This window comes from Qipengyuania sp. SM2507 (assembly GCF_053714505.1).
In genome coordinates this window covers 2,175,444-2,201,370 of sequence record NZ_CM132307.1, presented here as the reverse complement: position 1 = coordinate 2,201,370, position 25,927 = coordinate 2,175,444, and the positions used below count along the sequence as shown (strand labels likewise).

The window sequence follows — 25,927 nt, the reverse complement described above, 5'->3', positions numbered from 1 at the left end:
TCAGTTGGCCGCAAGCGGTCGTCTCAGGGCAATCGAATACGGGTAACGAGGGGCGCCGCTAGTCGCGCCCCTTGAACCCCTGCGCCACGACATACCATTCCGACGATCCCTTGCGGCTGGCCGGCGGCTTGGCGTGTTTGACCGTGCGGAAATGCTTTTTCAGCAGGTTGAGCAGCTCGGCATCGGTGCCGCCCGCGAGCACCTTGGCGATAAAGGCGCCGCCCGGGGCCAGAGTCTCGATCGCATACCAGGCACCGGCCTCGACCAGCCCCATGGTGCGCAGATGGTCGGTCTGCTTGTGGCCCACGGTGTTCGCGGCCATGTCGCTCATCACCAGATCGGGCGCGCCTTCCAGCGCCTCTTCCAGTGCCTTGGGCGCGGCATCGTCCATAAAATCCATCTCGAAGATGGTGACGCCCTCGATCGGTTCGGTAGGGAGCAGATCGATCCCGACGATCGCCGCCCGGGGCGCGATCTTGCGAACCACTTGGCTCCAGCCGCCCGGTGCGATGCCGAGATCGACCACCCGCTCGGTGCCTTTTAGCAACGCGAATTTCTCGTCCAGCTCGATCAGCTTATAGGCCGCGCGGCTGCGATAGCCGTCGGCTTTGGCCTGTTTGACATAAGGGTCGTTGAGCTGGCGCTCTAGCCAGCGGGTCGAGGATGCGGTGCGCCCCTTAGCTGTCTTGACCCGTCGGTCCGAATCGCGTCCCGAGCGGCTCACAGGTCTTCCTCGCGAATGCGGAGGCGGTTTTCGCGGCTGCGCTCGGCAACCTCATCGGCGGCCATCAGGCTGCGCAAGATGCCCTCGCGGATGCCGCGATCGGCCACCGCGAGTTCCTCGGCCGGCCAAATGTCGAGAATCGAATCCAGGATCGCGCAGCCGGCGACCACCAGATTGGCGCGATCATCGCCGATGCAGGGCAGGGTGCGGCGATCCGCCTCGCTCATCGTGGAAAGCCGCAGCGAGATGTCGCGCATCGAGCTCGAGGGCACGATCAGTCCATCAACCGCGCGCCGGTCGTATTGCGGCAGCTCGAGATGGATGCTGGCCAGCGTGGTCACCGTTCCGCTGGTGCCCAGCAGCCGGATGGGCCCGGATTGCCGCGCGGTATCGGCAATGCGCTCGGCGAAGGGGGCGAAGCTTTCGGATACCAGCCGGCGCATCTCGGCATAGCGCAATGCGCGGCCTTGCTTGGTGCCATCAGGCGGCTGCACCGAATCGGTCAGCGAGACGACGCCCCAGGGCACGCTCAGCCAGTCGAGGATACGCGGCACCGGGCCGCCGGGCTCGATCAGCACCAACTCGGTCGAGCCCCCGCCGATATCGAAGATCACCGCCGGGCCGACACCGTCCTCGAGCAGGATGTGGCAGCCCAGCACCGCCAGCCGCGCCTCTTCCTGTGCGGAGATGATATCGAGCGCGATCCCGGTCTCTTCACGCACGCGCTCGATAAAGGCCTCGCCATTGGAGGCGCGGCGGCAGGCTTCGGTCGCCACCGAGCGCGCGAGATGGACGTTGCGGCGGCGCAGCTTTTCAGCGCAGACATGCAGCGCGCCCAGCGTGCGCTCCATCGCTGCGTCGGACAATTTGCCCGACGCGGCCAGCCCTTCGCCGAGGCGGACCACGCGGCTGAAGGCATCGATGACGGTGAAGTTTTCGCCCGAAGGCCGCGCGATCAGCAGGCGGCAATTGTTGGTGCCCAGATCGAGCGCGGCATAGGCCTGTCGGCGAGAGCTGCCTTCGTGGCGGACATGACCAGCCGGTACGTGGAGAGCACCGCTGGAATCGCGGGCTTTTCTGTCGGGCCGGGAGGGGCGCTTGTAGCGGAAATCGGCTACCTTGCCGGACGTCTTACCCCTTCGCTTGCCAGCCGCTGTGTGCAAGTCCGGCGGAGAATGGTCCGCCATGGCAAATCTTTCTGTTTCCTCCCGCGCTCCGAAAAGTCCGGCGCGGGGACCTGAGCTGACTGCTACAGCCGATGCAGCGCGGGGGCAAGGACTTGCGATGCGGTCCACCCGACCAGCCTTGACCTGCCGGGAACTCCCACCTAGATGGCCGCCTCGCGCCGGGGGCGCAGGCGAGTCCTGCCCAACCGGTGCCGATGCCCCGTCGTCTAATGGTAAGACTACGGACTCTGACTCCGTCAATTGAGGTTCGAATCCTCACGGGGCATCCATTTTCCATACCTACTGTGGAAGCTCAACGCATGGCGGCGGTTCTCCGCTTCCAGTGAGCGGAGCGTGAAGCCTTCGATCAGCATGGTCGAATGATCGGAGCGCGCGCCCGGTAAGGAAACGACCGGTTTTGGGGTATTTCTCGAGCTCGTCCAGGCTGCTCGTTTGCGCTCCCCAATCGACGGATGCGAAATTCGACGGATGCGAAATCGGCGAATGCGAAACGGGACAACGGGTTCCGTATGGATGTCGGGTTCGGCGCACAGCGCTTGCGCGCGCGGTTCGCAATCCTGCCGGATCTCCGATTTCTCTAGAGGAAGCTGCAGAAGGAGAATGGCACCTGGCGACAAGCGTGGTCAGAACGAATCCTTGTTTAGTGCGGTCTCGAGGGGGCTACGCTCGGCGGGAAAAATACGGCCAGAATGTTTGCGGATATCGTGAGGAACATTTGCCGGTGCGAACTGTCCAGCGCGCTTGCCGCATCGCCGGGCTTTGCCTATCGGCAGCCCATGAACGACACCCCCACTTCCAAAACCGGCAAGCACGAGCGTGCCGCCCGCAATTTCTATCCGGCGGAGGAGGAGGCGCAATTCTCCAAATCCCAGCCGCATTCCACGCCCCAGACCCAGGATCCGGCCTATGAGCTGGCCTTTCAGGACCGCGATTTCCTGCTGCGCGAGGAATTGCGTCCGGTGCGGTTCCAGCTGGAACTGCTCAAGCCCGAAATGCTGCTCGACGAGGCCGGGGTTGGTTCGACGCTGGTGATCTACGGTTCGGCGCGCATCCCGCCGCCGCAATCGGTCGAGACCGCGCTCGAAGGCGCCGACGACCTGCCCGAACCCGAGCGGCGCGTGGTCAAAAACCTCGCCGCCAAGGCGAAATACTATCAGGAAGCCTACGACCTCGCGCGGCTGGCGAGCGAGAAGGCCATCGTCGAGGACGGCAAGCGCCAGTTCGTCGTCTGCTCGGGCGGCGGGCCGTCGATCATGGAGGCGGCCAACAAGGGCGCGCACGATGCCGGGGCGGAAACCATCGGTCTCAACATCGTCCTGCCGCATGAGCAGGCGCCCAACAGCTATGTCACGCCGCACCTCAGCTTCCAGTTCCACTATTTCGCGCTGCGCAAGATGCACTTCCTGCTGCGTGCGCGCGCGGTGGCGGTGTTCCCGGGCGGGTTCGGCACCTTCGACGAATTCTTCGAATTGCTCACCCTGATCCAGACGGGCAAGATGAAGCCGATGCCGATCCTGCTGTTCGGCAAGGAGTTCTGGACCAGGGTCATCGATTTCGAGGCGCTCGCCGACGAGGGGACGATCGGACACAAGGATCTCGAGCTGTTCCGCTGGTGCGAAACCGCGGAGGAGGCCTGGGGTCACATCGCCGATTTCTACAAGTTCGAGGTCTAGTCCAGCTTGCGGACGGCTTGGTGGCCGAGCGGACCGCTGCCTTCCCCGAACCCAGGCGCAAGCTCGATAGCGCGAAAGGTGAAGGCCCGCGCCAGCTGGATCGCATTTGTCAGCGGCTGGCCGAAACCGAGCAAGGTCGCCAGCGCCGCGGACAGCGTGCAGCCCGTGCCATGGGTGTGGCGGGTGTCGATCCGCGCATGGCCGAAGCTGGCGAACTTGCCCGAGGGCGAGGCGATGTAGTCGAGCACCTCGGCATCGTCGCGGTGGCCGCCCTTCGCAAGCACCTGCACCCCGTGATGCCTGGCCAGCGCCATTGCCGCCTCAAGAATCGCGTCCGGTGTCTCGGGCTCGGTACCCGATAGTACCGCGAGCTCTGGCAGGTTGGGGGTCGCCAGCGTGGCGATCGCCAGCAGCCGGTCGAAGGCGGCGATGGTTTCCCCGCTCGCCAGCTCGGCGCCGCTGGTGGCGACCATCACCGGGTCGAAGACGATCGGCCCGGCGAAGCTGTCGAGCCGCTCGGCCACCGCGTTCGCGACCTCGGGCGAACCGAGCATCCCGATCTTGATCGCATCGGCGCCGATGTCGGATAGGCAGGATTCGATCTGCGCCAGCACCAGCTCGACCGGCAGCATCTCCACCGCCTGCACGCCGCGGGTGTTCTGCGCGGTCACCGCGGTGATGGCGGTCATCGCATAGCCGCCCAGCATGGTGATGGTCTTGATATCGGCCTGGATGCCCGCGCCGCCCGAACTGTCGGAACCGGCGATCGAAAGGATGCGCGCTGGTTTGCGGTCCATGTCAGGCGGGCCGGTGCTTGCGCACGGTACTGGGCGGATAGTTTTCCTGCAGCGGTTTCGTCCGCGTCGGGCGATCCATCAGTTCGCCGCCGCAATTGGGGCAGATATCGTCGAGATCGTCGGCGCAGCGCGCGCAGAAGGTGCATTCGAAGCTGCAGATGAATGCACCCGGCGCCTCTGCGGTCAGGTCCGCGCCGCAGCGTTCGCAATCGGGGCGCATTTCGAGCATCAGACCGCCGCCCGCACCGCATCGCAGATGCTGTCGACGACGCGCTCGACCTGTGCGGCATCGTCGCCCTCGGCCATGACGCGGATCACCGGCTCGGTGCCCGAGGGACGGATGAGCAGCCGTCCCTTGCCGGCGAGTTCGGCCTCGCCAGCGGCCACCGCCTGTTTGACGCCTTCCGCCTCGAGCGGCTGGCCGCCATCGTAGCGCACGTTCTTGAGCAATTGCGGGACCGGATCGAACACGTGCAACAGTTCGCTCGCCGGACGCCCCGATCGCACGAGGCTGGAGAGCACGCGCAGCGCCGCAACCGTGCCGTCGCCAGTGGTTGCGTGATCGAGCAGGATCATGTGGCCCGATTGCTCGCCGCCGATATTGAAGCCGCCCTGCTTCATGCGCTCGAGCACATGGCGATCGCCGACCTTGGTCCGTTCGAGCGTCAACCCGATCCCTTGGAGATAGCGCTCCAACCCGAGGTTGGACATGACCGTCGCCACGACTCCCCCGCCCCGAAGCTGGCCCTTTTCCGACATTCTGGTGGCGATCAGCGCCATGATCTGGTCGCCATCGACAGTCTGACCCTTCTCGTCGATCAGGATCAGCCGGTCGGCATCGCCATCGAGCGCAATGCCGATATCCGCGCCGGTTTCGACCACCTTGGCCTTGATCGCGTCGAGCGAGGTGGAACCGACCCCGTCGTTGATATTGGTGCCATTGGGCGTGACGCCGAGCGTGACGACCTCGGCACCAAGTTCCCAGATCGCCGACGGCGTAACCTGATAGGCGGCGCCATGCGCGCAATCGACCACCACCTTGAGATCGTCGAACCGGACGTCGCCGCCGATCGACTGTTTGACCGCGTGGATGTAACGCCCGCGCGCGTCCTCGATCCGCCGCGCGCGCCCGATGTCCTGAGGCTCGGCCAGATGCGGCTTCTGGTCGAGCAGCGCCTCGATCGCCATCTCGTCCTCGTCCGACAGCTTGAACCCGTCGGGGCCGAACAGCTTGATGCCATTGTCTTCATAGGGATTGTGGCTGGCCGAGATCATCACGCCCAGATCGGCCCGCATCTCGTGCGTCAGCATGGCGATCGCTGGCGTGGGCAGCGGCCCGGTCATGATCACGTCCACCCCGACGCTGGTAAAACCCGCCACCAGCGCGCTTTCGACCATATAGCCCGACAATCGCGTGTCCTTGCCGATCACCACCCGGTTGCGGTGCGTCCCGCGGCGGAAATGCGCACCCGCAGCCTGGCCGATGCACATCGCGGTCGAGGCGGTCATTTTGTCCGAATTCGTCCGTCCGCGAATTCCGTCCGTGCCGAAGAACTTGCGTTTCATCCTGATCCCATCGTCCGTTCGTGGCCCGCTTGTGGGCGCGCTTCTGCCCGCTCGGCAGCGATATGGGAAGGTCTCTCTTGCCCGGCGCAATCTGTGGTGGGAGGGGACGGAAATTTCCTCTAGCACTTTGCAACCCTTCGCGGCGCCAAGCGTTGCAAGGGTTGAACCGATCTCACGAATTCAGAACCAGAGGGGACCACTCATGGCTTTCAAACTCATCGACCTGCCGTATCCTGACACCGAACTCGAGCCCGCCATTTCGGCCGAGACGCTGTCCTATCACCACGGCAAGCACCACCAGGCCTATATCGACAAGACCAACAAGGCGATCGAAGGCACCGACCACGCGGACAAACCGCTGGAAGAGGTCGTCGCAGCCGCGCGTGGCAGCGACCAGGGCCTGTTCAACAACGCCGCGCAGAGCTGGAACCACGGCTTTTACTGGCATTCGCTGGCGGCGGAGGAATCGGCGGCATCCGGCGAACTCAAGAGCATGGTCGACGCCGCTTTCGGCTCGATCACCGAACTCAAGAGCAAGCTGGCCGAGCGCGGCGCCGGCCATTTCGCCAGCGGCTGGGTCTGGCTCGCCGAAAAGGACGGCAAGCTATCGATCGAGGAAACCCACGATGGCGACACGCTCGCCGACCAGGGCTACAATCCGCTGTTGGTGATCGACCTGTGGGAACACGCTTATTATCTCGACCACCAGAACGCGCGTCCCAAATATCTCGACGCGGTGCTCGACAACAAGCTCAACTGGAGCTTCGCTTCTGAGAACCTCGCGCGCGGCGAATGCTGGAAATACCCCGGCTGACCACGACGCCGATAAGTGCATTGGGCCCGTTCCACCGAATTGGTGGAACGGGCCTTTTCACATCCCGGCGGAAGTGCTGGCCGGCTAAGCCCGGTCGGGCGCGCGCGAAGACTGGTATTCGGGCTCGCTCGCCAGCGGATTCTCCGCGAACAGCGGTTCCCCGAAAACAAACCCGACGAGATTGGGCCGCCCGATATGCTCGAACAGCGCGGTCAGCGTCAGCAATAAGGGCACCGAAAGCAGCGCCCCGGGCACGCCCCAGATCCAGGAAAAATAGCTCAGTGCGATCAGGATCATCACCGGGTTCATGGTGAAGCGCGCGCCGAGGATCGACGGGGTCACCACATTGGCCTCGATCGTGTGCAGCCCGAGATAGGCGGCGGCGGGGATAAGTCCCAGCAGCACCGTTTCGGTGGTGCCGATGCCGAACAGCGCCAGCAGCCCGATCATCATCGTCGGGCCTATATAGGGAATGAAGTTCAGCAGGGCGGCGAGCCCGCCCCACATGATCGGCGCTTCGACACCCAGCGCCCAGGCGCCGAGGCCCACGATCACCCCGACGCAGAGGTTGATCCAGCCGACGGTGAGAATATAGGCAGCCACCCGATCCTGCACCTCGCGCAGCACCCGCGCCGCCTTGACGCTGGCGCCGAAGGAAGCGCGGCCTAGCAGCAGATGCTGGCGCAGTCGAACGCGAGCTTCGACCATGAAGAAGGTCATCAGCAGCATCAGGACGATCTCGATCACCACGCTGGGGGTGGCAAAGGCCATTTCCTGAAGCAGGCTGGGGCTCGCGATCACCACCTGCGGCCCGGTGCCGCGATCCATCAGCTCGGCCAGATCCTCGTTGATCTGTGCGATCCAGCCGAACTGGTTGCGCAGTTCGGTAAAGCGCATGCCGACCGTGTCGACCATTTCCGGCAGCCGCTCGAACAGCGCGAAGGCCGGCTGGAGGATCAGCGCCAGCGCGAGCATCACGATTGCCAAAAACACCAGCAGCGAAACGAGCGAGGCGAGCACATTGGGCAGGCCCCAGGTGGCCAGCTTGTCGGCCATGGGCGAGAGGATGATGGTGAGCACGACAGCTGCAGTCAGCGGCAGAAACACTACCGATCCGATCGACAGGACGAAGGGCAGCGCCAGGAACAGGCCCAGGCCGATCAGCAACACCAGTGCCGAAATCAGCCGCAATTCCTGCTCGGCGAAAGCCAGCCGCCGGCCCGAGCGCGAAAGCGATTCGGCGGAATGCGGCTCGGGTTCGGGCGTGGTCATGCCGATGCAGGATGCGCCGCGCGGCGCGAAGCGGCAAGACCCGACATCAGTTGCGGAACCCGGTCAGCTGCGCGACGCGACGCCGTTGCCCGCGGCAACATCGTCCAGTTCCTCGAGGATCGCGCGATGCGCGGTGTCGTCGCTGGTGGAGCGGCGCGGAATGTCGCCCTCGGCGAGCATGGCGTTGAGCGCGGCGCGGGCGCGGCCCACTCGGCTCTTGATCGTGCCCACGGCGCAGCCGCAGATATTGGCCGCTTCCTCGTAGGAAAAACCGCCGGCGCCGACCAGCAGCAGCGCTTCGCGACGCTCGGGGGGCAAGGTCAGCAGTGCGCGGTGCATGTCCGAAAGGTGGATCGGCTCTTCCTGGCCTGCGGGGGCGGTCAGGATTCGCTCGGCGACGTTCTCGTCGTATTCACCGCGGAAACGGTTGCGACGCATGTCGGTGAGATAGGCGTTGCGAAGGATGACGAAGGTCCAGGCGCGCATCGAGGTGCCGGGCTCGAACCGTTCCTGAGCCGCCCAGGCCTTGAGCAGCGCTTCCTGAACCAGGTCGTCGGCCATGTCGGCACGGCCGCAGAGCCCGCGCGCGAAGGCGCGCAGGTGCGGGACTACGTCGGTCAGTTCGCGCTTGAATGCGGCCTTTTCGCTGGCCGTCCGTTTTTCCGCCCCCATCAGTCCTTTGCGTCCAGCTTAGAGAGCAGATCCTTGAACTGATCCGGGATGTCTTCTTCCACGACGGAATCGTACAATTGGCGCAGGCCGTTGGCCCATTGCGGCTTGTTCGACTGGCTCGCTTCGCGCTTGCGCGGTCCGCCGGAACCGCGATCGTCGAGGTCATTTCTATCCGAAGTCATAGTCGATTTGGCACGTCCTTATCACAAATCGCGTCCTGCGACGTTACGCGGTTTGTTTGATCCCATGGGTTAGCAGGGAACGAAGCCCCCCGATTTTGGTTCCCCCACACACAGACCGGCTGCATATGGCGGCCGGTTCCTACAGCCGTTTCGGCACAGCAATCAACTCTCGGGGGACGAAATCCTGTCTCAAAAGGCCAGCATGCTCAATTCCGGTCCGCGACGCTGGCTCGTCACCTATCCGCGGGCGATCCCGTTGGCGATCTTCCTGCTAGTGATTGCCATCACCGGCCTCAACGTTTTCGCGATCGAGCGCGGCGAGGAGCAGCGCGAGCAGGTGATGATGAACCGCACCGGGATCGCCATGTCGTCCGCGCTGGAGCGGCGAGCCTCGGTAAACGCCTCCTATCTGCGCGCGGGCGCGGCGCTGTTTTCCACCGTCGGGCGCGTCGACATGTCCACTTTTGGCCGTTTCGTGGCCGAACTGCGGCTCGACGCGGACTACCGCGGCGCCGAAGGCTATGGCTGGGCGCCGGTGCTGACGGCCGGGGATGTGCCCGAATTCGAAAGCGATCTCGGACGCTACCGCGTCGCCGAGATGGAGGTGCAGCCTACACTCGAAGACGAACCGCGCGACACGCTCGTGCCGATCGCGTTGCTCCAGCCGGATACCGCGCGCAATCGCCGCGCGATCGGCTTCGACATGTATACCGACCCGATCCGGCGCGCGGCAATGGCCGAAGCCGAGCGCACCATGCGTCCAACCGCCAGCGGTCGCGTGGTGCTCGTCCAGGAAGGGGAGGGCTCGGCGCCCGGTTTCCTTATCTTCATGCCGGTGTTCGACACCAGCAGCGGCGAACGGCGGCTCAAGGGCTTCATCATGAGCCCGTTCAACGCGCAGGACTTCCTCGTTTCGGCGGCCGAACTGGTCGACCGCAACGGGCTCGGGGTGCGGCTCTATGATGGCGAACCGGCGGAGGAGAACCTGCTGGGTAGCCTCGATGGTGGAACCGAGGGCGGCGAAGTGCTGCAGCAGACGGTGACGGTCGCCAATCGCGACATGGCGCTGGTCATCCAGGCCGGCGGCGGGGGTGTGCTATCGCCCATGGCGCTGATCACGCTGGTGTTCGGCCTTGCCGTGGCGAGCCTGCTGATGATCGTGACCCGGCTGCTAACCCAGCAGGCGCTGGAGGACCAGCGCTCGCTCAACTGGTTCGCCGAGCAGAATTCGATCCGCAACTCGCTTACCCGGGAACTCAACCACCGGGTCAAGAACACGCTCGCCAATGTGCTCTCGATCGTCGCGCTCACCCGCCGTCGCGCCCATGATGTCGAGGATTTCGCCGAGGGGCTCGATGGCCGCATACGCGCGCTGTCGGCTACGCACGACCTGCTGACCCAGTCCGAATGGGGCACCACCCCGATTGCAGCGGTCGTCGGGGCCGAGCTGGCGCCCTATGCGCATGACGAGTCCCACCGCGTGATCTGCGAAGGGCCGACCGTCGAACTGGCGCCCAACGACGCGCTGTCGCTGGGCCTCGCGCTGCACGAGCTGGCGACCAATGCCTCCAAATACGGCTCGCTGAGCACCGAAGGCGGCACGGTCTCGGTCACCTGGGAACTGGCTGCGGACAACCTCGCGCGGTTGCACTGGATCGAGAGCGGCGGTCCGCCGGTACCGCAGAAGCGCGAACGCGGCTTCGGCACCGATCTGATCGAGAAGATCGTCGCGCATGAGCTGCGCCATCCGGTCGAGCTGGAGTTCGCCCCCGAGGGCGTGTGCTGCACTCTGCTGGTGCCGGTGCGCGAACGCAGCGCCTTCGAGATCCGCGCCAAGCGGCAGGCCTTGCGCGAGGGGTGACGGGAGAGGCGACTACCCGGGAGCGCTAGTTCGCTTCCAGACCCTCGTCATGCTGAACTTGATTCAGCATCCATGATCCGTCCTGCACGGTTTCGCGCGGCGTGAATCCTATGCAGGCAGACAAAAAAATGGCGGCCCCGCAGGACCGCCATTCTTTCTGGCGATTGGCGAGGGCGCGCTCAGGCGAGCGGTCGGCTCGATCCGAAGAACAGAGCCTGGCTGATCGCCGCGCGCACCGTCTGTTCCTGGAACGGCTTGGTGACCAGATAGGTCGGCTCAGGCCGGTCGCCGGTCAGCAGGCGTTCGGGGTAGGCGGTAATGAAGATCACCGGCACGGTGTCGATCGCGAGGATGTCGTCCACTGCGTCCAGACCCGAAGAGCCGTCGGCAAGCTGGATATCGGCGAGCACAAGGCCGGGGGTCTTCTCGGACACCACTTCCTGCGCCTGCGTCCGCGTCGCCGCGGTACCGCAGATCTCGTGGCCGAGCGATTTCACCAGATCCTCGAGCTGCATCGAGATCAGCGGTTCGTCCTCGATGATCAGCACGCTGGTCGATGTCTCGCGATCGATTTCCTCGACCGCTTCCTGCACCAGCTTCTCGATTTCGTCGGGCTCGACCTCCATGATCTCCGATGCCTGATCGACCGAGAAATCCTCGAGCGTGGTCAGCAACAGCGCCTGGCGGTTCATCGGCGTGATCGCCTTGAGCCTGCCGCTGGCAGCCTGTTCATGGGCGCTGGATTCGCTCGCGGGCTCGGGCGTCTCGAGATAGGCGCTCGACCACACCTTATTGAAGGCGCGATAGAGCGGCACGCGGCCGCCATCGAGCGACCGCTTGAGGTCCTCGTCGGCCAGCGCCGCTTCCAGCGTCGCCCGGACGAAGGCGTCGCCCGTCGCCTGGGACCCCGTCAGGGCGCGCGCGTAACGGCGCAAATACGGCAAATTCTTCGCAATCTGATCACCAAGCGACATAGAGTCCCCTTCCAAGGTTAGCGCGCCTAGAACGCTGGCCAAATGGGATGGTTCCGCGCGCGCGACCACCATCCTTCGGCGAATTGACATTTTTCCGATCCACGCCAATGGGCGATAGAAGAAGCGGGGGCAATCCACGAATGATCGCAGTCGACCATCCGATATCATGCCGCGCCTGCCCGCTCCAGAATTGTCCCGGCTTGCGACCGCTCGAAGAGCGGCAGCTGGACTACATGCAGGCCTTCAAACAGGGCGAGGTGCGGGTCGAGCGGCTCGAGACGGTGGTGCGTCAGGGCGAAGCGCTGCGCGGGCTGTACACGGTGCTCGAAGGCGTGCTGATCCGCTTTCGCGAGCTTGAGGACGGCCGCCGCCAGATCGTCAATTTCATGTTTCCCGGCGATCTGATCGGTTTGCAAGGTGCATTCGAGGAACCGTCGAGCCATTCGGTCGCGGCACTCCTGCCGGCGCGGCTCTGCGTTTTCGAGCAGAGTGGTTTCCGCGAATTGATCAGCCGCCATCCGGGGCTGGGTTACGATCTGACCTGGCTCGCCGCGAAAGAGGAAACCGCGCTCGAAGAGCATATGGTCGCGGTTGGCCGGCGCTCGGCCAAGGAGCGGGTGAGCTATCTCGCGGTCTGGCTGCTCGACCGTGCGATCGGGGTCGGAATGGTCGATGCGGACAATCGCCTGGCGCTGCCGATCAAGCAGGCGCAGATCGCCGACATGCTAGGGCTGTCGCTGGTGCACACGAACCGCACGATCAAATCGCTGGCGCGCGACGGGCTGGTGGAATGGAAGCCGGGCGAAATCTGCGTGGCCGATCTCGATGCTGCCAGCGAATACGCGCAATTCGAGCGCCATATTGGCCAGCGCCGACCCTTTATCTAGCTGGACGATAACCGGGATTCTTGCGGTAGCGAAAAAGCGCAAATAATTTTCGCGTTCGCTGGGAACTTACATCAAATCCGACCATTTGTCTAATGTCACCGCCGAGACCCCCCCTCCCGTCCAAGCGGCTGGTGACACGATCCCGAAAGGCCTTCGCTCTCAAGAGCGGAGGCCTTTTTTTGGGATGGCGATTGCGCGAGCGGAGGAGCAGGCAGTTCCCCCTATCAAGCCGTCTCGGTGAAATCAGGTCAGCGCACTGCGCAACCGCGAGATGATCCCGCGCCGCTTGGGTTCGCGCAGGACATCGACCAGCGTTTGCGGGTCGTAGGGCTTTTCCAGCACACAGCCCAGTACGGCAATATCCTGCGGGATATCGCGCGGAGCGCCGGTCGAGAACACGATCCGCGGGCTGTTGGGCCCAAGCGACCGGACCAGCTCGGCGATGGTCCAGCCATCGTCGCGATCCGCGAGATGGACGTCGAGCACGATCGCGTCCGGCTGGTTTGCGCGCAAGGCGACCAGTGCCATTTCCGTGGTCGAGCACATTTCGATGGCCTCGATGCCGGCATCGCGCAGCGTCATCTCGATGGTGACTGCGAGGATCGCATCGTCTTCGACAATCAGGACGCTGCTCGGCAGGACGCCATCGCCGCTCGAGGCGCATTTCCCGTTCGTGTCCGGCATGCGTTTCATCGAGCCCCAACCTGTCCAAGCAGCAAACGCCTGGATTGATCTGAAAACCGATCTTTGCGGGTCATGGTTCCCGCCCGCAATTTTTGCCGCCCGGTCGTGGCACTGATGTCACATCGGGCGGGCCATGATCAGAGCGTCTTCTGAAAAATCGCGTATTCGCGATTGACTGTGGCGCCGAGAGTTTCGGCGATGGCGATCATGCCCTTGTTGTCGTCGAGCACCCAGCCGATTTCGCCGCGCTCCGTATCCCATTTTCCTGCGGCATTGTGGCGGATCTGGCTGATCATCATGAAGGCGAGCTGGCTCGCGAGACGCGAATTGTGCAGCGCCTTGCGCACCCCCATCAGCGGCACCCGCATTCCGGAACCTCTGGGATTGCGGGCCCAGCGCAGCAGTCGCAGCCAGCCGAACGGGAACAGCTTCCCGCCGGTCTTGCGCAGCACGTCGTTCACATCGGGGAAGGTCAGCATGAAGGCCACCGGCTCGCCATCCAGTTCGGCGATCATGTTGATCTCCTCGTGGATCAACGGGCGCAGTTTCTTGCCCGCATAGGCGGTTTCGCGAGCGGTGAAGGGCACGAAGCCCCAATTGTCCGACCAGGCGTCGTTGAGGATTTCCAGCACAATCCGGACCTCGCGATCCCATTGCGATTTGTCGACATAGCGCACCGTGATCCGTTCGTTTCGCTCTCCCGAGGCGACGATCCGTCGGATCAGCGGGGGGAATTCGCCCTTTACGTCGAGTTCGTAGGTGTGAAGCAGCTTGGCGGTCGTGTAGCCGGCGCTCTCGATCCAGCCGCGATAATGCGCCGGATGGTGCCCCATCATGATCATCGGCGCGTGATCGTGGCCCCTGACCAGCAGTCCGGGCTCTTCCCACACCGACATCGAGATCGGGCCCAGCACCTTGGTCATGGCTTGCCCGCGCAGCCAGTCCTCGGCCTTGGCGAGCAGGGCATGCGCCGCCTGCTCGTCGGCGGCATCGAAATAGCCGAACATGCCGGTACCCGGCCCCATGCCCTGTTCGGGGGGCAGTTCGAGCGCCAACTCGTCGATATGCGCCGAGATGCGCCCGACCGGCGCGCCGTCGCGTTCGGCGATGAACAATTGCGCGCGGGCATGGCCGAAGAAGGGGTTGCGGTCGGGATCTACCAGCTCGATCTGCTCGGAGCGCAATTGCGGAACGCTGTGCGGGACGTCCTTGGCGAAGCGGCGCCCCAGGTCGACGAATTCGGCACGCCCGCGCTTGCCCGAGACCGGACGGATACCTATTTCGCCTGCCACCACACCGAGAGCCCTCGTTCAGCCTAGGTTCGCCCCTGCGGTGGCAGACGAGCTTTTGTCAAGCGAACCCGCGCGCCTCTGTTTTACGCGGACAAAATGCGGTAAGCCCCGCATCGGATAGGCCGATTATGACGATGCAACAAACCATCCACGCGGATACGGGCGCGCCGGCACCAGCCGCGCAGCGAGTGCGCGTGCCGGTCGCCGACGACAAGGCGATGCTTCGCGCCGCGCGCGATCTGACCAAGGATATCGCCGCGGCCCGGCCTGCGATCTACTGGAGCGACATGCTGCTCTCGGCCGCGACCGGCTATGCCGCGCTGGCTGGCGCGATCCTGGTCGACAGCACGCTGTTGGCGGTGGCTCTGGGGCTGGTTTCGGCGCTGGCGCTCTATCGCGCTTTGCTGTTCATCCACGAACTCTCGCATATCCACCGCGATGCGCTCCCGGGCTTCCGCACCGCCTGGAACCTGCTGGTCGGGATCCCGCTCCTGACCCCGTCCTTCATGTACGAAGGCGTCCACACGCTGCACCACAAGCGCACCCAATACGGCACGGTGGAGGATCCCGAATATCTCCCGCTGGCGCTGATGAAGCCCTGGTCGCTCCCGCTGTTCGTGCTGGTGGCGCCGCTGGCGCCGGCGGCGCTGCTGTTCCGCTTTGCCGTGCTGGTTCCGCTGGGCGCACTCATACCCGCGATCCGCAGCCTGACTTGGCAGCGGTTCTCCGCGCTCTCGATCAACCCGCGCTTCCGCCGCCGCCGCCCCGAAGGAGAGCTGCGCGCGCGGGTGCTGCGTCAGGAAGTGGGCGGGTTCCTATGGTCATGGCTGCTCATCGGCAGCGTATTCGCGCTTGGCTGGAAGCCGCTGCTAATCGCGCTGGCGGTGGTCTCGGTCACCGCCGTGCTCAACCAGCTGCGGACGCTGGTCGCGCATCTGTGGGAGAACGAGGGCGAACCGATGACGGTCACCGCGCAGTTCCTCGATTCGGTCAATGTCCCCCCGCCTGGCGCCATCGCCGAGATCTGGGCGCCGGTGGGCCTGCGCTATCATGCGCTGCATCACCTGATGCCCTCGATGCCCTATCACTCGTTGCCCGAGGCGCATCGCAGGTTGCGCGACAATCTGGGCGTTGGTTCGACCTATGACGGTGCGAACCACAAGGGCATGATGATGCTGGTCAGCCGGATCGCGCGTAGCACCATGCGCCCGCGCTGAGGCCTTCTCTCGGCACGCTCTCAGCCGAGAAACCGGATCATCGCGACCCGCTGCTCGCGGTTCAGGCCGGAATGCTTTTCTTGTTCCAGCTCGGCATTGAGCCGGGAGTGCTCTTCAGGCTCCGCGACCTCTACGAACCCCAGCCGGGCGTAGAACGGCGCGTTCCAGGGGACGTCGCGAAAGGTGGTCAGCGTCAGCGCTGCAAAACCCGTGTTGATGGCATCGATCCCGCAGGCGCGGAGCATGATCGCCCCGATCCCCTGTCGTTGCGATTGGGTTGCAACATCCATCTCGCGGATGTGCAGTTCGCGCCCGCAGGGTTCGGTGACGAGAAAGCCGACGATCCGGTCGCCAGCGATAGCGACAAGGCTGTGCCCCCGGGCGATCAGTGCGCGATATTGGTGGCTGGTAAGCGCCTTATCCGGATCGATCCCTTCGATTCCGGGATATTCCGCCAGCAGCGCGGCTGCGCTGCGTTCGATTGCCGGAAGCGCATCGGCGTCCTCGCGCCGGGCCAGCCGGATCGACCAAGCGCTCATTCCTCGGTGCGGACCAGCACCGTTTCCCCGACCAGGAGGAACAGCAGGAACGGCGCCCAGGCGGCCAGAAACGGCGGATATCCGCCGAAATTGCCCATTGCGAGCGCGGCATTGTCGACCACGAAATAGGCGAAACCCAGCGCCATCCCGATGACAGCACGGACGAACAGCTGGCCCGATCGCGCCAGCCCGAAGGCCGCGATCGACCCTAGTAGCGGCATCAGTACCGAGGACAGCGGTCCGGACAATTTGTGCCACCATTTGGCACGCAGCTCGGCCGTACGCCTGCCGACTTCCTCGTAACGGGTAATCGAATCCGACAGCTCCCAGAACGGCAGCGTATCGGGATCGACGATGGCGAGATCGATCTGCGACGGAGTCACCTGCTCGCCGACGACCAGGCGTTCGACCTGTTCAGAGCCCGCATTCGCCACTTCGAACCGCGTCGCCTGCTCCAGCGCCCAGCCGGGTGCGGCATAGGTGGCGCGCGGCGCGCGGACCTGTTCGACGATCATTCCCTCGGGGCTGCGGCGATACCAGGTCACCCCGGCCATCACGATGGCTTCGCCGCTGCCGGCAATCGAAGCGGCGGAAAGGACGTTTTGCCCGTCGGTCAGGTAGATGTTGGCCTTGGCGGCGGATTCAGGAGGCAGGGCGCCGAATTCGGTCGCTTCCCAGCCCTTGAGCGACGCGGTCGCGCGGGTGACGACACGCTCGTTGAAGGTGAAGCTGATCACCGCCACCAGCGCGGCGGTCAGCAGCAGCGGGGCGAGCACCTGATGCGCGGACAGTCCGGCGGCCTTCATCGCCACGACCTCGCTGTTCTGGTTGAGCCCGACCAGCGTTATGAGCGTCGCCAGCAGCACCGAATACGGCAGGAAGCGGGATACCAACTGCGGGATGCGCAGGCTGACATAGGTAAGCAGCTCGCCCTGGCCATTGCCTTCGACCGCGAGGATCTCGCCGCTGGTCGAGAGCAGATCGAGCATCATCAGCACCAGCACCAGCATTACCAGCACCGCCAGGATGCGTGTGACGAACATCTTGGCGAGGTAGATCGTCAGCGTGCGCGACGGGAAGAAATCGAGTTGCATCGGTCCGTCCTACTCGGCCGGAGCCAGATCGGCATCGCCGGAGCCATGCTGCCGCCTGCCGAACAATCGTCCGACCCATTTGGCGAACTTCGCAAACCCGGTTTCGAGCGCGCCGATGGCCTGTCCCCCGGGGACGAAAGCGACACGATAATACATCCAGATGATCAGCGCCGCGAAGATCGCAAAGGGCCCCCATAGTGCGATGAAGGGATCGATTCGTCCCAGCGCGGCGACGTCTTCCCCGTACTGGTTCACCTTGTGATAGGAGACGACCATCACGATCGACACGAACACGCCCAGCGCGCTGGTCGATCGCTTGGGTGGGATCGCCAGCGCCACCGCCAGCAGCGGCATCAGCATCATCATCACCACCTCGACCATGCGAAAGTTGAAGCTGGCCTGGCTGGCGGCACGCTTGATCTCGGGCTCTTCCTTGCTCCAGCCGACGCTGAGCAGCTCGGGAAGGATATATTCGCGTTCGGCATCGCCCCGATTGCGGAACTCCTCCATGCGGGGGAGATCGATCGGCAGGTCGTGACGGGTGAAGGTGAGCACGCGCGGCGTCCGGCTGCCTGTGTCCTGGACGATGGTGCCATCGAGCAGCCGCAGGATGATCGTGTCGGGGCTGTCGGTGGTCGCGAGGAAGGCGCCCTCGCGTGCCGAGATCGAGAGGACTTGCCCCTTGTCGTTGGCGACGCGGGCGAAAATCCCCTTGAGCTGGCGGCCATCGTCCTCGCTCTCCTCGATCCGCAGCGCCATGCGATCGGCGAGCGAGGTAAACTCGCCGACCTTGATCGAGGCGCCCAGCGCGCCCGAACGCAATTCGTATTCGAGTTGTTCGTAGGTGTAGCGGCTGATCGGCTGGATATAGAACACCAGCGCGATGTTCACTGCCATCAGCGCGAAGGCGATGATGTAAGGCACGCGCAGCAGGCGCCCGTAGCTCTGGCCCACGGCGCGCATCACGTCGAGTTCGCTCGAGGTGGCCAGCTTGCGAAACGCGAACAGGATCCCGAGCAGCAGGCCGAGCGGGATGGCGAGACTGGCGTATTCGGGGATAAGCGACGCCAGCATCTTGAAGACCACGCCCACCGGCCCGCCTTCGACCGCAACAAAGTCGAACAATCGCAGCATCTTGTCGAGCAACAGCAAGGATGCTGCGAGCGCGAACACGCCGAGCATCGGCACGATCACGAGCCGGAAGATATAGCGATCGATGCTTGGGATGAAGTTGAACAAGGCGCGCCGTGACTTATCGAGGGTGCAGTCGTCCTAGCGCGAAAATGCCGCCGGGTCATGCCCTATGGTTGATGGAAGCCCGGGGCAGGGCCGCAACGCCAGCCCGGTTCAGGCCTTTTCGAGCGTGCATTGCAGCGGATGCTGGTTCTGCCGTGCGAAATCCATCACCTGATTGACCTTGGTTTCCGCGACTTCATAGGGGAATATCCCGCACACGCCGACACCCTTCTGGTGGACATGGAGCATCACCCGTGTCGCCTCTTCCATATCCATGCGGAAAAACCGCTTGAGCACGATCACCACGAATTCCATCGGCGTGTAATCGTCGTTGAGCAGCAGCACCTTGTACTGGCTCGGCTTCTTGGGCTTGGCGCGGGTCTTGGTGGCGACCCCGATCCGGCGCTCGGCATCGTCGTCGCCTGCGCCTTCGTCCGCGGCGCGCGCGGGAAAGGGCAGTTGGCTGCAAGAGGCGATCAGTCGGACCATCGAGAACTGCAATATCGTAAGGCCGCGCCGCTTCGCAACCCATGGCGGGCGGATCGAGCCGGTTTCATGAAAAATACCCGTGAGTGGGCCCGTGCTTGGGGACGGAAACTCGGGGCGGGCACTTGGGGACGGGGAACGAAAAACGGGCCGGACGGCATGCACACCATCCGACCCGTTGTCGTTTGTCTCCGGGCACGGGAGAGAGAGGAGAGAGGAGCCCGGCGACAGAAATCCTGGCCGACTCAGGCCGCGTTCGAGACCTTCTCGGCCGCGACGCTGGCGCGGTTCGAAAGCGGCGCGAAAGCTTCGGTGACGAGCTTCATCATCGCTTCGGTGTTCTTCGAAGTCTGCGCGACGGCGGCATCGAAATTGCGACGGGCGATTTCGCCCTGCAGCTGGAACAGCTCGGTCGGCGACTTGATCGCGGCCATCTTCTTGACGTCCTCGGTTACCGTATCGGCGGCGGTCCGGGCGTCTTCCATATAGGTACGGCCCATGTCCTGCATGCCGCTGGCGAGCAGCTTGCTGCTCTCGACGATCGCTTCGAGATTACCCTTGTGGAATTCGGTGACTTCGCCGGTCAGCTCGGTGCCCTTCTCGTAGGCGGCCTTGGCGCGGGTCTGAATTTCGGCAGCGGCATCCTTGGCGGTGGCGGCGAAATCGGTGGTCTTGGCTTTGTTGGCAGTGGCCATGATGGTTTCCTTGAGTTTGGTAATCGGTTTGGTGCGGGGTTGAGCAGGCTTCTTCGCCATAACCGGCCTCTGCGAGGCGGGTTTTGCGGCGGGAACCTTTTTCTTCAGTATGCGCGCCTTGGCAGGCTTCTTCTCGGCGACGATCGGTTTGGCGGTTTCCACCGGTTTGGCAGGCGCCGCGGCATCGGCGTCGACTGCCTTCGCAACAGCCTTGAGGTCGACGGTCGAGCCGCTGTCCGGCTTGGCGTCGGCTTTGATCTCTTGGCCAGCAGACTTCAGGCTCGCCTCGGCGAAAGCCTTCTCGGCGGCAGCATCGATCTTGGTCTGGCTTTCGGACATAACATTCTCGCTTCTTGTTGCAGTGCACAATTAGGGTGCTGCAGTCGCGAAGTCAAGGATTTATTGTGCACTGCACCATTTCCGTTCCGACGCTACCCTATCGGGCCATGACGTAGCGGCCCGGGGCGTCCTCGATGACCTTGTCGCCACGCGAGCCGGGCTTGCGCTTGCCCTTCGCTGCGATAGTCTCGCCGTCCTGCGCGCGCAGCCATTCGATCCAGTCAGGCCACCAGCTGCCCGGATGCTCGGTCGCGCCTTGCGTGAACTCTTCCAGGCTGCGCGCCTCGCCCTCGTTGATCCAGTACTGGTATTTCTTCGCCTCGGGCGGGTTGACGACCCCGGCGATATGGCCCGATCCTGCGAGGACGAAGCGCATCGGACCGCGGAGGTGTTCGGTCATCCGCCAGACGCTCGCGGCGGGGGCGATGTGATCCTCGCGCCCCGCCTGGATATAGGCCGGAGTCCGGATCAGGCCGAGATCGATCGGCGTGCCATCGACGCTGAGCTCGTCCTTTTCCACCAGCCGGTTGTCGCGATAGAGATCGCGCAGATATTGCTTGTGCCATTTGGCAGGCAGATTGGTGACGTCGCCGTTCCAGTGGAGCAGGTCGAAGGCGGGGTAATCCTCGCCCAGCATGTAATTGTTGACCACATAGTTCCAGATCAGATCGGTACTGCGCAGCATATTGAACGCAGCGGCCATGTAGCGACCGTCGAGATAGCCCTCGGGTGCCATCGCCTCGATCGCCGCCATCTGCTGATCGTCGAGCAGGTTGAGCAGCTCGCCGCCCTTCTTGAAATCGACCTGCGCGGTGAAGAAAGTCGCGCTTTTGACCTTGTCGTCCATACTGCGGCGATGAAGCACCGCCAGCGTTGCGGCCAGCGTCGTGCCCGCGACGCAATAGCCGATGGCGTTGACGCTGGGTACGTCGAGCCGCTCGCGGACATGGTCGATCGCGTCGATCTGGGCGCGGACGTAATCGTCCCACACCACATCCTTCATGCTCGCATCCGCGGATTTCCAGCTGACCATGAATACGGTCACCCCCTGCGCCACCGCCCAGCGCACGAAGCTCTTCTTCTCGTTGAGATCGAGGATGTAGAAGCGGTTGATCCACGGCGGGAAGATGATCAGCGGGGTGGTGAGCACCTTCTCGGTGGTCGGGCTGTACTGGATCAGCTGGTAAAGCGCGGTCTCGTGGACGACCTTGCCCGGGGTGACCGCGATGTTCTCGCCCAGCGTGAAGGCCTTGGAATCGGTATGGCTCAATTGCCCGCGGCGCAGATCCGCCAGCAGATGCTCCATGCCCTTGACCAGATTGTCGCCGCGCGTCTCCAGCGTGCGCTCGAGGACTACCGGATTGGTCAGCGGGAAGTTCGCCGGGCTTGCGGCCTCGGTGATCGCCCTGGTGGTAAAGCGCAATTGTTCGCGCTTGTCGGCTGGGAGACCCTCGATCCGGTCGACCATCTCGCCCACCCGCTCGGCGAGAAACAGATAGGTCTGGTGCAGCAGTGCAAAGGCGGGATGCGCGCGCCACCTCTCGTCGGCGAAGCGGCGATCCTTGCGTGGCAGCTGCGGGTCGCCCTCGGCAGCTTCGGCCGCCTTGGGGCCAAGGCCATATTGCCCCAGCACGTCTTCCCACAGGCGGAAGCCTTCGTCCCACAGCGCCTTTTGCTGTTCGACATGCGCCAGCGGCATCTGCCGGTACCAGCTCTGTGCCAGCGTCATCCAGCGCGAGGGATCGAAATAGGGGAGCATCACCTGCGGATCGGACAGCCGCTCGGTCTGATACTGCAGCCACATGCCTTGCAGCTTCTGCCCAACCTCCGCCCAATGCTGCATGTCTTCGACAGTGACCGGTTGCTCGTCGGTCCCGCCCATCAGCGGCGCGAACATCGCCTGCGCGAACTGGCTCTGCAGTTCGAGCGCCTGGGCGAAAGGATCGGCTTCGGTACCGGTCGCGCGCTTGTCTGTTCCCGGCTTGTCGATCATTCCCAATTCCCTCTCGCGCGCAAGCATGCCTTTGTAGCAGCCTAGATTATCCGCGCATCCACTATAGCGAGTGTCTTTGCGCATGCCCCATGAATAGGTAATCAATGTGACGAGAGCCCCTCGTGTTCCGGGAACCCAGATGTCTGAACCCTTTTACCGCATCAAACGCCTGCCGCCCTATGTGATCGCCGAAGTGAATGCCCTGCGCCATGCCGCGCGCCAGGCAGGGCGCGACATCATCGATCTCGGCATGGGCAATCCCGACCAGCCGCCGCCACCACATGTGATCGACAAATTGTGCGAAGTGGCGCGCAAGCCCGATGCGCATGGCTATTCTCAGTCGAAGGGCATCCCCGGCCTGCGCCGCGCTCAGGCCAATTATTACCAGCGCCGCTTCGGGGTCGAACTCGACCCGCAAAGCGAGATCGTGGTGACGATGGGGTCGAAGGAAGGGCTCGCCAGCCTCGCCACCGCCATCACCGCGCCGGGCGATGTGGTGCTGGCGCCCAGCCCGTCCTACCCGATCCACACCTTCGGCTTCATCATCGCCGGGGCGACGATCCGCTCGGTCCCGACCACGCCCGACGAGGAGTATTGGAAAGAGCTCGACCGTGCGATGCAATACACCGTCCCGCGTCCGACGATGCTGGTGGTCAACTACCCGTCGAACCCCACCGCCGAAGTCGTCGATCTCGCCTTCTATCAACGGGTGGTCGACTGGGCACGCGAGAACGGGGTCTGGGTGATCTCTGATCTCGCCTATTCGGAGCTCTATTTCGACGGCGTGCCGACGCCTTCGATCATGCAGGCCGAGGGCGCGATGGAGGTCGCGGTGGAATTCACATCGATGTCCAAGACCTATTCGATGGCCGGCTGGCGGATGGGATTTGCGGTCGGCAACCGCGAGCTGATCGCCGCGCTGACGCGGGTGAAGAGCTATCTCGACTACGGCGCCTTCACCCCGATCCAGGCCGCCGCCTGCGCCGCGCTCAACGGGCCGCAGGACATCATCGAGACCAATCGCCAATTGTACCAGAAACGGCGCGACGTGCTGGTCGAATCCTTCGGCAGGGCAGGGTGGGATATCCCCGTCCCCGCAGCCTCGATGTTCGCCTGGGCGAAATTGCCCAAGGGGTTCGAAAGCATGGGCAGCCTCGAATTTTCGAAGCGGCTGCTCGAGGAAGCCGATGTCGCGGTCGCGGCCGGGGTCGGCTATGGCGAGGAGGGCGAAGGCCATGTCCGCATCGCCATGGTCGAGAACGAGCAGCGCATCCGCCAGGCGGCGCGCAACATCAAGCGCTTCCTCGCCAAGGGCAGCAACTGACCGCGCAGCCTTGTCCCACGGCGATCTGGACAGCGCGGCATCGCTCGCGCACCATCGCCAGCTCAGTCTTCAGGAGATCGATCCCATGCAGCCCAATGACCGCCTATCCGTCGAGCTTGCCGACAATGGCGTCGCCCATGTCCGCCTGACCCGCGGCGACAAGATGAACGCGCTCGACCCGGCGATGTTCGACGCGATCATCGCAGCGGGTGAGCATGTCCGCACGCTCGCGGGTCTGCGCGCGGTGGTGCTCTCGGGCGAAGGGCGGGCGTTCTGTGCGGGGCTCGATATGGCGAGCTTCACCGCCGCGCCCTCGGGCGAAGCCAGCCCGCTGACCGAGCGTACCCATGGCAATGCCAACAGGTTCCAGGAAGTCGCGATGACCTGGCGCAAATGCCCGGTCCCGGTGATCGCGGCGGTGCATGGCGTGTGCTTCGGCGGCGGGCTGCAGATCGCCAGCGGCGCGGACATCCGCGTCGTCCACCCGCAGACGCGGATGGCGATCATGGAGATGAAATGGGGCCTGGTGCCCGACATGGGCGGTTACGCGCTGTGGCGCGGGCTGATCCGCGACGATGTGCTGCGCGAGCTGGTCTACACCAATCGCGAATTCACCGGCGAGCAGGCTGCGGAGTATGGCCTGGCGACGTTCGTCGAGGAAGACCCGCTGGCCCGCGCGCTGGCGATCGCCGAGACCATCGCCAGCCGCAACCCCGAAGCGATCCGCGCCGCCAAGCGGCTGATGGACACGATGCTGGAAGGCGACACCCAGACCATCCTGCTTGCCGAAAGCGAGGAGCAGGCGGCGGTCATCCGCAAGCCCAACCAGGTCGAGGCGGTGATGGCGGGCATGCAGAAGCGCGCGCCCAAGTTCACGGACCTCTGACGCACGACTAGTTCGCGTCGGGCACCCAGCAGCGCAGTTCGTCCTCGCTCTCGCCCGCGACGATCGTGCCCGCGCTGCCCACGGGCTCGCGCGCCCCGCTGGTCAGCAGATCGAGCGTCGCCCGATCCTCCGGCGGTACGCTCGCCAGTGTCCGCGCGCCCGACGGCGTCCGTGCCACGACCGTCCCCAGTCGCGGCGATCCGTCGCGGGCGTAGTGCACGGTGTAGGTCTCGATCGTCGCCGGCCCGCGATAGGCCTCGTCGAGCGGCGGGATCGGCCCCCGCAGGGCATCGGCCTCGGCCTGACAATCGAAATCCTGTGGGAAGTGCGCGTCGGTAGGTTCGGCGGAGAGCAGGATGGTGTGGTTGTGCGTGGCATAGCCGCCATTGGCGAACAGCAGTCCGCGCCCGCGCGTCTCGCGCAAAGTCTCGACCATGCAGGCCACCGCATGACTCATGTAATTGCCGATCGGTCCCCCACCGAAGGTCAGCCCGCCGAACCGCGTGATCGGCCTGTCCAGCGGCCAGTCGAGCACGCGCCGCGCCATTTTGGGGACGCAAGGGAAGCAGCTGTAAAGCTCGACATGGTCGAGATCGGCGGCGGTCACGCCGTTGAGCTCCAGCGTCCGCGCGATCGACACCGTCAGCCCGGGCGAGGCGCCGTAGCTGTCGCGCTGGAGGAAATCGCCATTCTCATGCGCCGCGGCGCCATGGCCGATATGGATCAGCCGCTGCTCGGGTATGCCGTGCCGCCGCGCTTCGGCGAGGCTGGTCACCAGAAATCCCGCCCCCTGATTGACGCTCGAATTGGCGACCTGCAGTTTGGTGTAGGGGAAGGCGAGCGGGCGGTTGCGTTCCGACGGCGTCACGACGTTTTCCGGCGCAACCGCGTCGCGGATCCACGCGTGGTCGCATTGCGCGGCGATCCGGCTCATCCCCGCCCACAACGCGCCGCTCTCCGCCTGGCCTTCCTCCAGCGACTGGCCGTAGGCCGCGCGTCCGGCGTTCTCGTAGAGCGGATAGACATCGACCGGCACCGTCAGCCCGTGGCTCTGCGCATAGCCCACGCGCCGCCGGTGGCTGGCATCGCGCAAGGCGTTGGGCTTGGCGTCGCCCGCCTCCACCTTTGCCGCGGCGAGCTGCGCGGCGGTACGCAGCGCTTCCGCACCGACCACCGCGCAGATCCGCGCCTCGCCCGCACCGATCCGGTTGGCCGCCTCGTGCAGCAAGCGGATCGGGCTGTCGCCATTGGGCATTGCGGTCTGTTCGCTATGCGTCGGCGCCATGCCGAGCGCTTCCGCAAGCGTGCCATCGACCGGGTTGAGCTGCGGCCAGGCCAGCTGGCTCACCACCGCCAACGAATCGCATTGCGCCAGCAATCCGCCGCCCGCATCGACATCCGCGCGGCGCAGCGCCTCGGCCATCAGCCCGATCGGGTCGAGCCCGTCCTCGGGGCGTTCGGGGCGATCGTTGACCTGGCCCACCCCCACGATCACCGGTGTCCGCTCGTCCATCCCGTCCCGTTCGTCCATGC

General features: G+C 64.6%; 26 protein-coding genes and 1 tRNA gene. 8 read left to right on the top strand and 19 right to left on the bottom strand.

Annotated elements, in window-relative coordinates; translation table 11 throughout:
- Positions 1-58 precede the first annotated feature (58 nt).
- Positions 59-724, bottom strand: coding sequence for an RlmE family RNA methyltransferase (locus tag ACWIKC_RS10840; RefSeq protein ID WP_454597515.1), 666 nt, complete (start codon positions 722-724; stop codon positions 59-61).
- Positions 721-1,911, bottom strand: coding sequence for a Ppx/GppA phosphatase family protein (locus tag ACWIKC_RS10835; RefSeq protein ID WP_454597514.1), 1,191 nt, complete (start codon positions 1,909-1,911; stop codon positions 721-723). The genes ACWIKC_RS10840 and ACWIKC_RS10835 overlap by 4 nt, the downstream gene beginning before the upstream one ends.
- Positions 1,912-2,106: 195 nt before the next feature.
- Between ACWIKC_RS10835 and ACWIKC_RS10830 the strand changes: the two genes are divergently transcribed.
- A tRNA-Gln gene (locus tag ACWIKC_RS10830) sits at positions 2,107-2,180 on the top strand.
- On the opposite strand, the gene ACWIKC_RS10825 is transcribed toward ACWIKC_RS10830, so the two are convergent.
- On the bottom strand, positions 2,148-2,528 hold the full coding sequence (locus tag ACWIKC_RS10825; protein WP_454597513.1) for a hypothetical protein: 381 nt from the start codon (positions 2,526-2,528) through the stop codon (positions 2,148-2,150). The genes ACWIKC_RS10830 and ACWIKC_RS10825 overlap by 33 nt on opposite strands.
- Before the next feature lie 159 nt (positions 2,529-2,687).
- Here ACWIKC_RS10825 and ACWIKC_RS10820 point away from each other — a divergent pair, with 159 nt between their 5' ends.
- Positions 2,688-3,584 carry an LOG family protein gene (locus ACWIKC_RS10820; protein WP_454597512.1) on the top strand — a complete coding sequence of 299 codons (897 nt, stop codon included), beginning with the start codon at positions 2,688-2,690 and terminating at the stop codon, positions 3,582-3,584.
- On the opposite strand, the gene thiD is transcribed toward ACWIKC_RS10820, so the two are convergent.
- The 3 genes from thiD to glmM are packed head-to-tail and all read right to left on the bottom strand — an operon-like array spanning position 3,581 to position 5,947.
- Positions 3,581-4,381: a bifunctional hydroxymethylpyrimidine kinase/phosphomethylpyrimidine kinase gene (gene thiD, locus ACWIKC_RS10815; protein WP_454597511.1), complete on the bottom strand. Its 801-nt coding sequence runs from the start codon at positions 4,379-4,381 to the stop codon at positions 3,581-3,583. The two genes, ACWIKC_RS10820 and thiD, sit on opposite strands and share 4 nt — an antisense overlap.
- Before the next feature lies 1 nt (position 4,382).
- The gene (locus ACWIKC_RS10810) at positions 4,383-4,610 is read right to left on the bottom strand and encodes a DUF1272 domain-containing protein (protein WP_454597510.1); all 228 of its coding nucleotides are present in this window, start codon (positions 4,608-4,610) and stop codon (positions 4,383-4,385) included.
- Entirely contained in the window at positions 4,610-5,947 is a 1,338-nt protein-coding gene (glmM, locus tag ACWIKC_RS10805; protein WP_454597509.1) for a phosphoglucosamine mutase, read from the bottom strand. The genes ACWIKC_RS10810 and glmM overlap by 1 nt, the downstream gene beginning before the upstream one ends.
- Before the next feature lie 202 nt (positions 5,948-6,149).
- Between glmM and ACWIKC_RS10800 the strand changes: the two genes are divergently transcribed.
- The gene (locus tag ACWIKC_RS10800) at positions 6,150-6,761 is read left to right on the top strand and encodes a superoxide dismutase (protein ID WP_454597508.1); all 612 of its coding nucleotides are present in this window, start codon (positions 6,150-6,152) and stop codon (positions 6,759-6,761) included.
- A gap of 84 nt (positions 6,762-6,845) precedes the next feature.
- On the opposite strand, the gene ACWIKC_RS10795 is transcribed toward ACWIKC_RS10800, so the two are convergent.
- From ACWIKC_RS10795 to ACWIKC_RS10785, 3 genes are all read right to left on the bottom strand, one after another.
- Complete coding sequence (locus ACWIKC_RS10795) at positions 6,846-8,033, bottom strand: AI-2E family transporter (protein ID WP_454597507.1); 1,188 nt, start codon at positions 8,031-8,033, stop codon at positions 6,846-6,848.
- A gap of 63 nt (positions 8,034-8,096) precedes the next feature.
- Positions 8,097-8,705, bottom strand: coding sequence for a sigma-70 family RNA polymerase sigma factor (locus tag ACWIKC_RS10790; protein ID WP_454597506.1), 609 nt, complete (start codon positions 8,703-8,705; stop codon positions 8,097-8,099).
- Entirely contained in the window at positions 8,705-8,887 is a 183-nt protein-coding gene (locus ACWIKC_RS10785) for a NepR family anti-sigma factor (RefSeq protein WP_454597505.1), read from the bottom strand. The genes ACWIKC_RS10790 and ACWIKC_RS10785 overlap by 1 nt, the downstream gene beginning before the upstream one ends.
- A gap of 202 nt (positions 8,888-9,089) precedes the next feature.
- Between ACWIKC_RS10785 and ACWIKC_RS10780 the strand changes: the two genes are divergently transcribed.
- Complete coding sequence (locus ACWIKC_RS10780; protein ID WP_454597504.1) at positions 9,090-10,748, top strand: CHASE domain-containing protein; 1,659 nt, start codon at positions 9,090-9,092, stop codon at positions 10,746-10,748.
- Positions 10,749-10,927: 179 nt separating this feature from the next.
- Here the strand turns inward: ACWIKC_RS10780 and ACWIKC_RS10775 are convergent, their stop codons facing one another.
- Positions 10,928-11,722, bottom strand: a complete 795-nt coding sequence (locus ACWIKC_RS10775) for a response regulator (RefSeq protein ID WP_454597503.1) — start codon at positions 11,720-11,722, stop codon at positions 10,928-10,930.
- A 140-nt stretch (positions 11,723-11,862) separates the two neighbouring features.
- On the opposite strand from ACWIKC_RS10775, the gene ACWIKC_RS10770 reads away from it, so the two are divergent.
- Positions 11,863-12,609, top strand: a complete 747-nt coding sequence (locus tag ACWIKC_RS10770; RefSeq protein ID WP_454597502.1) for a Crp/Fnr family transcriptional regulator — start codon at positions 11,863-11,865, stop codon at positions 12,607-12,609.
- 243 nt (positions 12,610-12,852) lie between these two features.
- Here ACWIKC_RS10770 and ACWIKC_RS10765 read toward each other — a convergent pair whose 3' ends face one another.
- The gene (locus ACWIKC_RS10765) at positions 12,853-13,293 is read right to left on the bottom strand and encodes a response regulator (RefSeq protein WP_454597501.1); all 441 of its coding nucleotides are present in this window, start codon (positions 13,291-13,293) and stop codon (positions 12,853-12,855) included.
- 137 nt (positions 13,294-13,430) lie between these two features.
- The gene (locus ACWIKC_RS10760) at positions 13,431-14,588 is read right to left on the bottom strand and encodes an N-acetyltransferase (protein ID WP_454597500.1); all 1,158 of its coding nucleotides are present in this window, start codon (positions 14,586-14,588) and stop codon (positions 13,431-13,433) included.
- 125 nt (positions 14,589-14,713) lie between these two features.
- Here ACWIKC_RS10760 and ACWIKC_RS10755 point away from each other — a divergent pair, with 125 nt between their 5' ends.
- Positions 14,714-15,802: a fatty acid desaturase family protein gene (locus ACWIKC_RS10755; protein WP_454597499.1), complete on the top strand. Its 1,089-nt coding sequence runs from the start codon at positions 14,714-14,716 to the stop codon at positions 15,800-15,802.
- 20 nt (positions 15,803-15,822) lie between these two features.
- Here ACWIKC_RS10755 and ACWIKC_RS10750 read toward each other — a convergent pair whose 3' ends face one another.
- The 6 genes from ACWIKC_RS10750 to ACWIKC_RS10725 all read right to left on the bottom strand — a co-directional run bounded on the left by ACWIKC_RS10750 (position 15,823) and on the right by ACWIKC_RS10725 (position 22,184).
- Positions 15,823-16,341, bottom strand: coding sequence for a GNAT family N-acetyltransferase (locus tag ACWIKC_RS10750; RefSeq protein WP_454597498.1), 519 nt, complete (start codon positions 16,339-16,341; stop codon positions 15,823-15,825).
- On the bottom strand, positions 16,338-17,435 hold the full coding sequence (lptG, locus tag ACWIKC_RS10745; RefSeq protein WP_454597497.1) for an LPS export ABC transporter permease LptG: 1,098 nt from the start codon (positions 17,433-17,435) through the stop codon (positions 16,338-16,340). The genes ACWIKC_RS10750 and lptG overlap by 4 nt, the downstream gene beginning before the upstream one ends.
- A 9-nt stretch (positions 17,436-17,444) precedes the next feature.
- Complete coding sequence (gene lptF, locus ACWIKC_RS10740) at positions 17,445-18,674, bottom strand: LPS export ABC transporter permease LptF (RefSeq protein WP_454597496.1); 1,230 nt, start codon at positions 18,672-18,674, stop codon at positions 17,445-17,447.
- A 108-nt stretch (positions 18,675-18,782) separates the two neighbouring features.
- The gene (gene clpS, locus ACWIKC_RS10735) at positions 18,783-19,160 is read right to left on the bottom strand and encodes an ATP-dependent Clp protease adapter ClpS (protein ID WP_454597495.1); all 378 of its coding nucleotides are present in this window, start codon (positions 19,158-19,160) and stop codon (positions 18,783-18,785) included.
- 242 nt (positions 19,161-19,402) lie between these two features.
- Positions 19,403-20,191, bottom strand: a complete 789-nt coding sequence (locus tag ACWIKC_RS10730) for a phasin family protein (protein WP_454597494.1) — start codon at positions 20,189-20,191, stop codon at positions 19,403-19,405.
- 97 nt (positions 20,192-20,288) lie between these two features.
- Positions 20,289-22,184 (bottom strand): PHA/PHB synthase family protein, encoded by a 1,896-nt coding sequence (locus ACWIKC_RS10725; RefSeq protein WP_454597493.1) that lies wholly within the window; start codon positions 22,182-22,184, stop codon positions 20,289-20,291.
- A gap of 139 nt (positions 22,185-22,323) precedes the next feature.
- Between ACWIKC_RS10725 and ACWIKC_RS10720 the strand changes: the two genes are divergently transcribed.
- The gene (locus ACWIKC_RS10720) at positions 22,324-23,508 is read left to right on the top strand and encodes an LL-diaminopimelate aminotransferase (RefSeq protein WP_454597492.1); all 1,185 of its coding nucleotides are present in this window, start codon (positions 22,324-22,326) and stop codon (positions 23,506-23,508) included.
- Between the two features lie 85 nt (positions 23,509-23,593).
- Positions 23,594-24,394 (top strand): crotonase/enoyl-CoA hydratase family protein, encoded by an 801-nt coding sequence (locus ACWIKC_RS10715; protein ID WP_454599484.1) that lies wholly within the window; start codon positions 23,594-23,596, stop codon positions 24,392-24,394.
- 7 nt (positions 24,395-24,401) lie between these two features.
- Here the strand turns inward: ACWIKC_RS10715 and ACWIKC_RS10710 are convergent, their stop codons facing one another.
- Complete coding sequence (locus ACWIKC_RS10710) at positions 24,402-25,925, bottom strand: acetyl-CoA acetyltransferase (RefSeq protein WP_454597491.1); 1,524 nt, start codon at positions 25,923-25,925, stop codon at positions 24,402-24,404.
- Positions 25,926-25,927 lie beyond the last annotated feature (2 nt).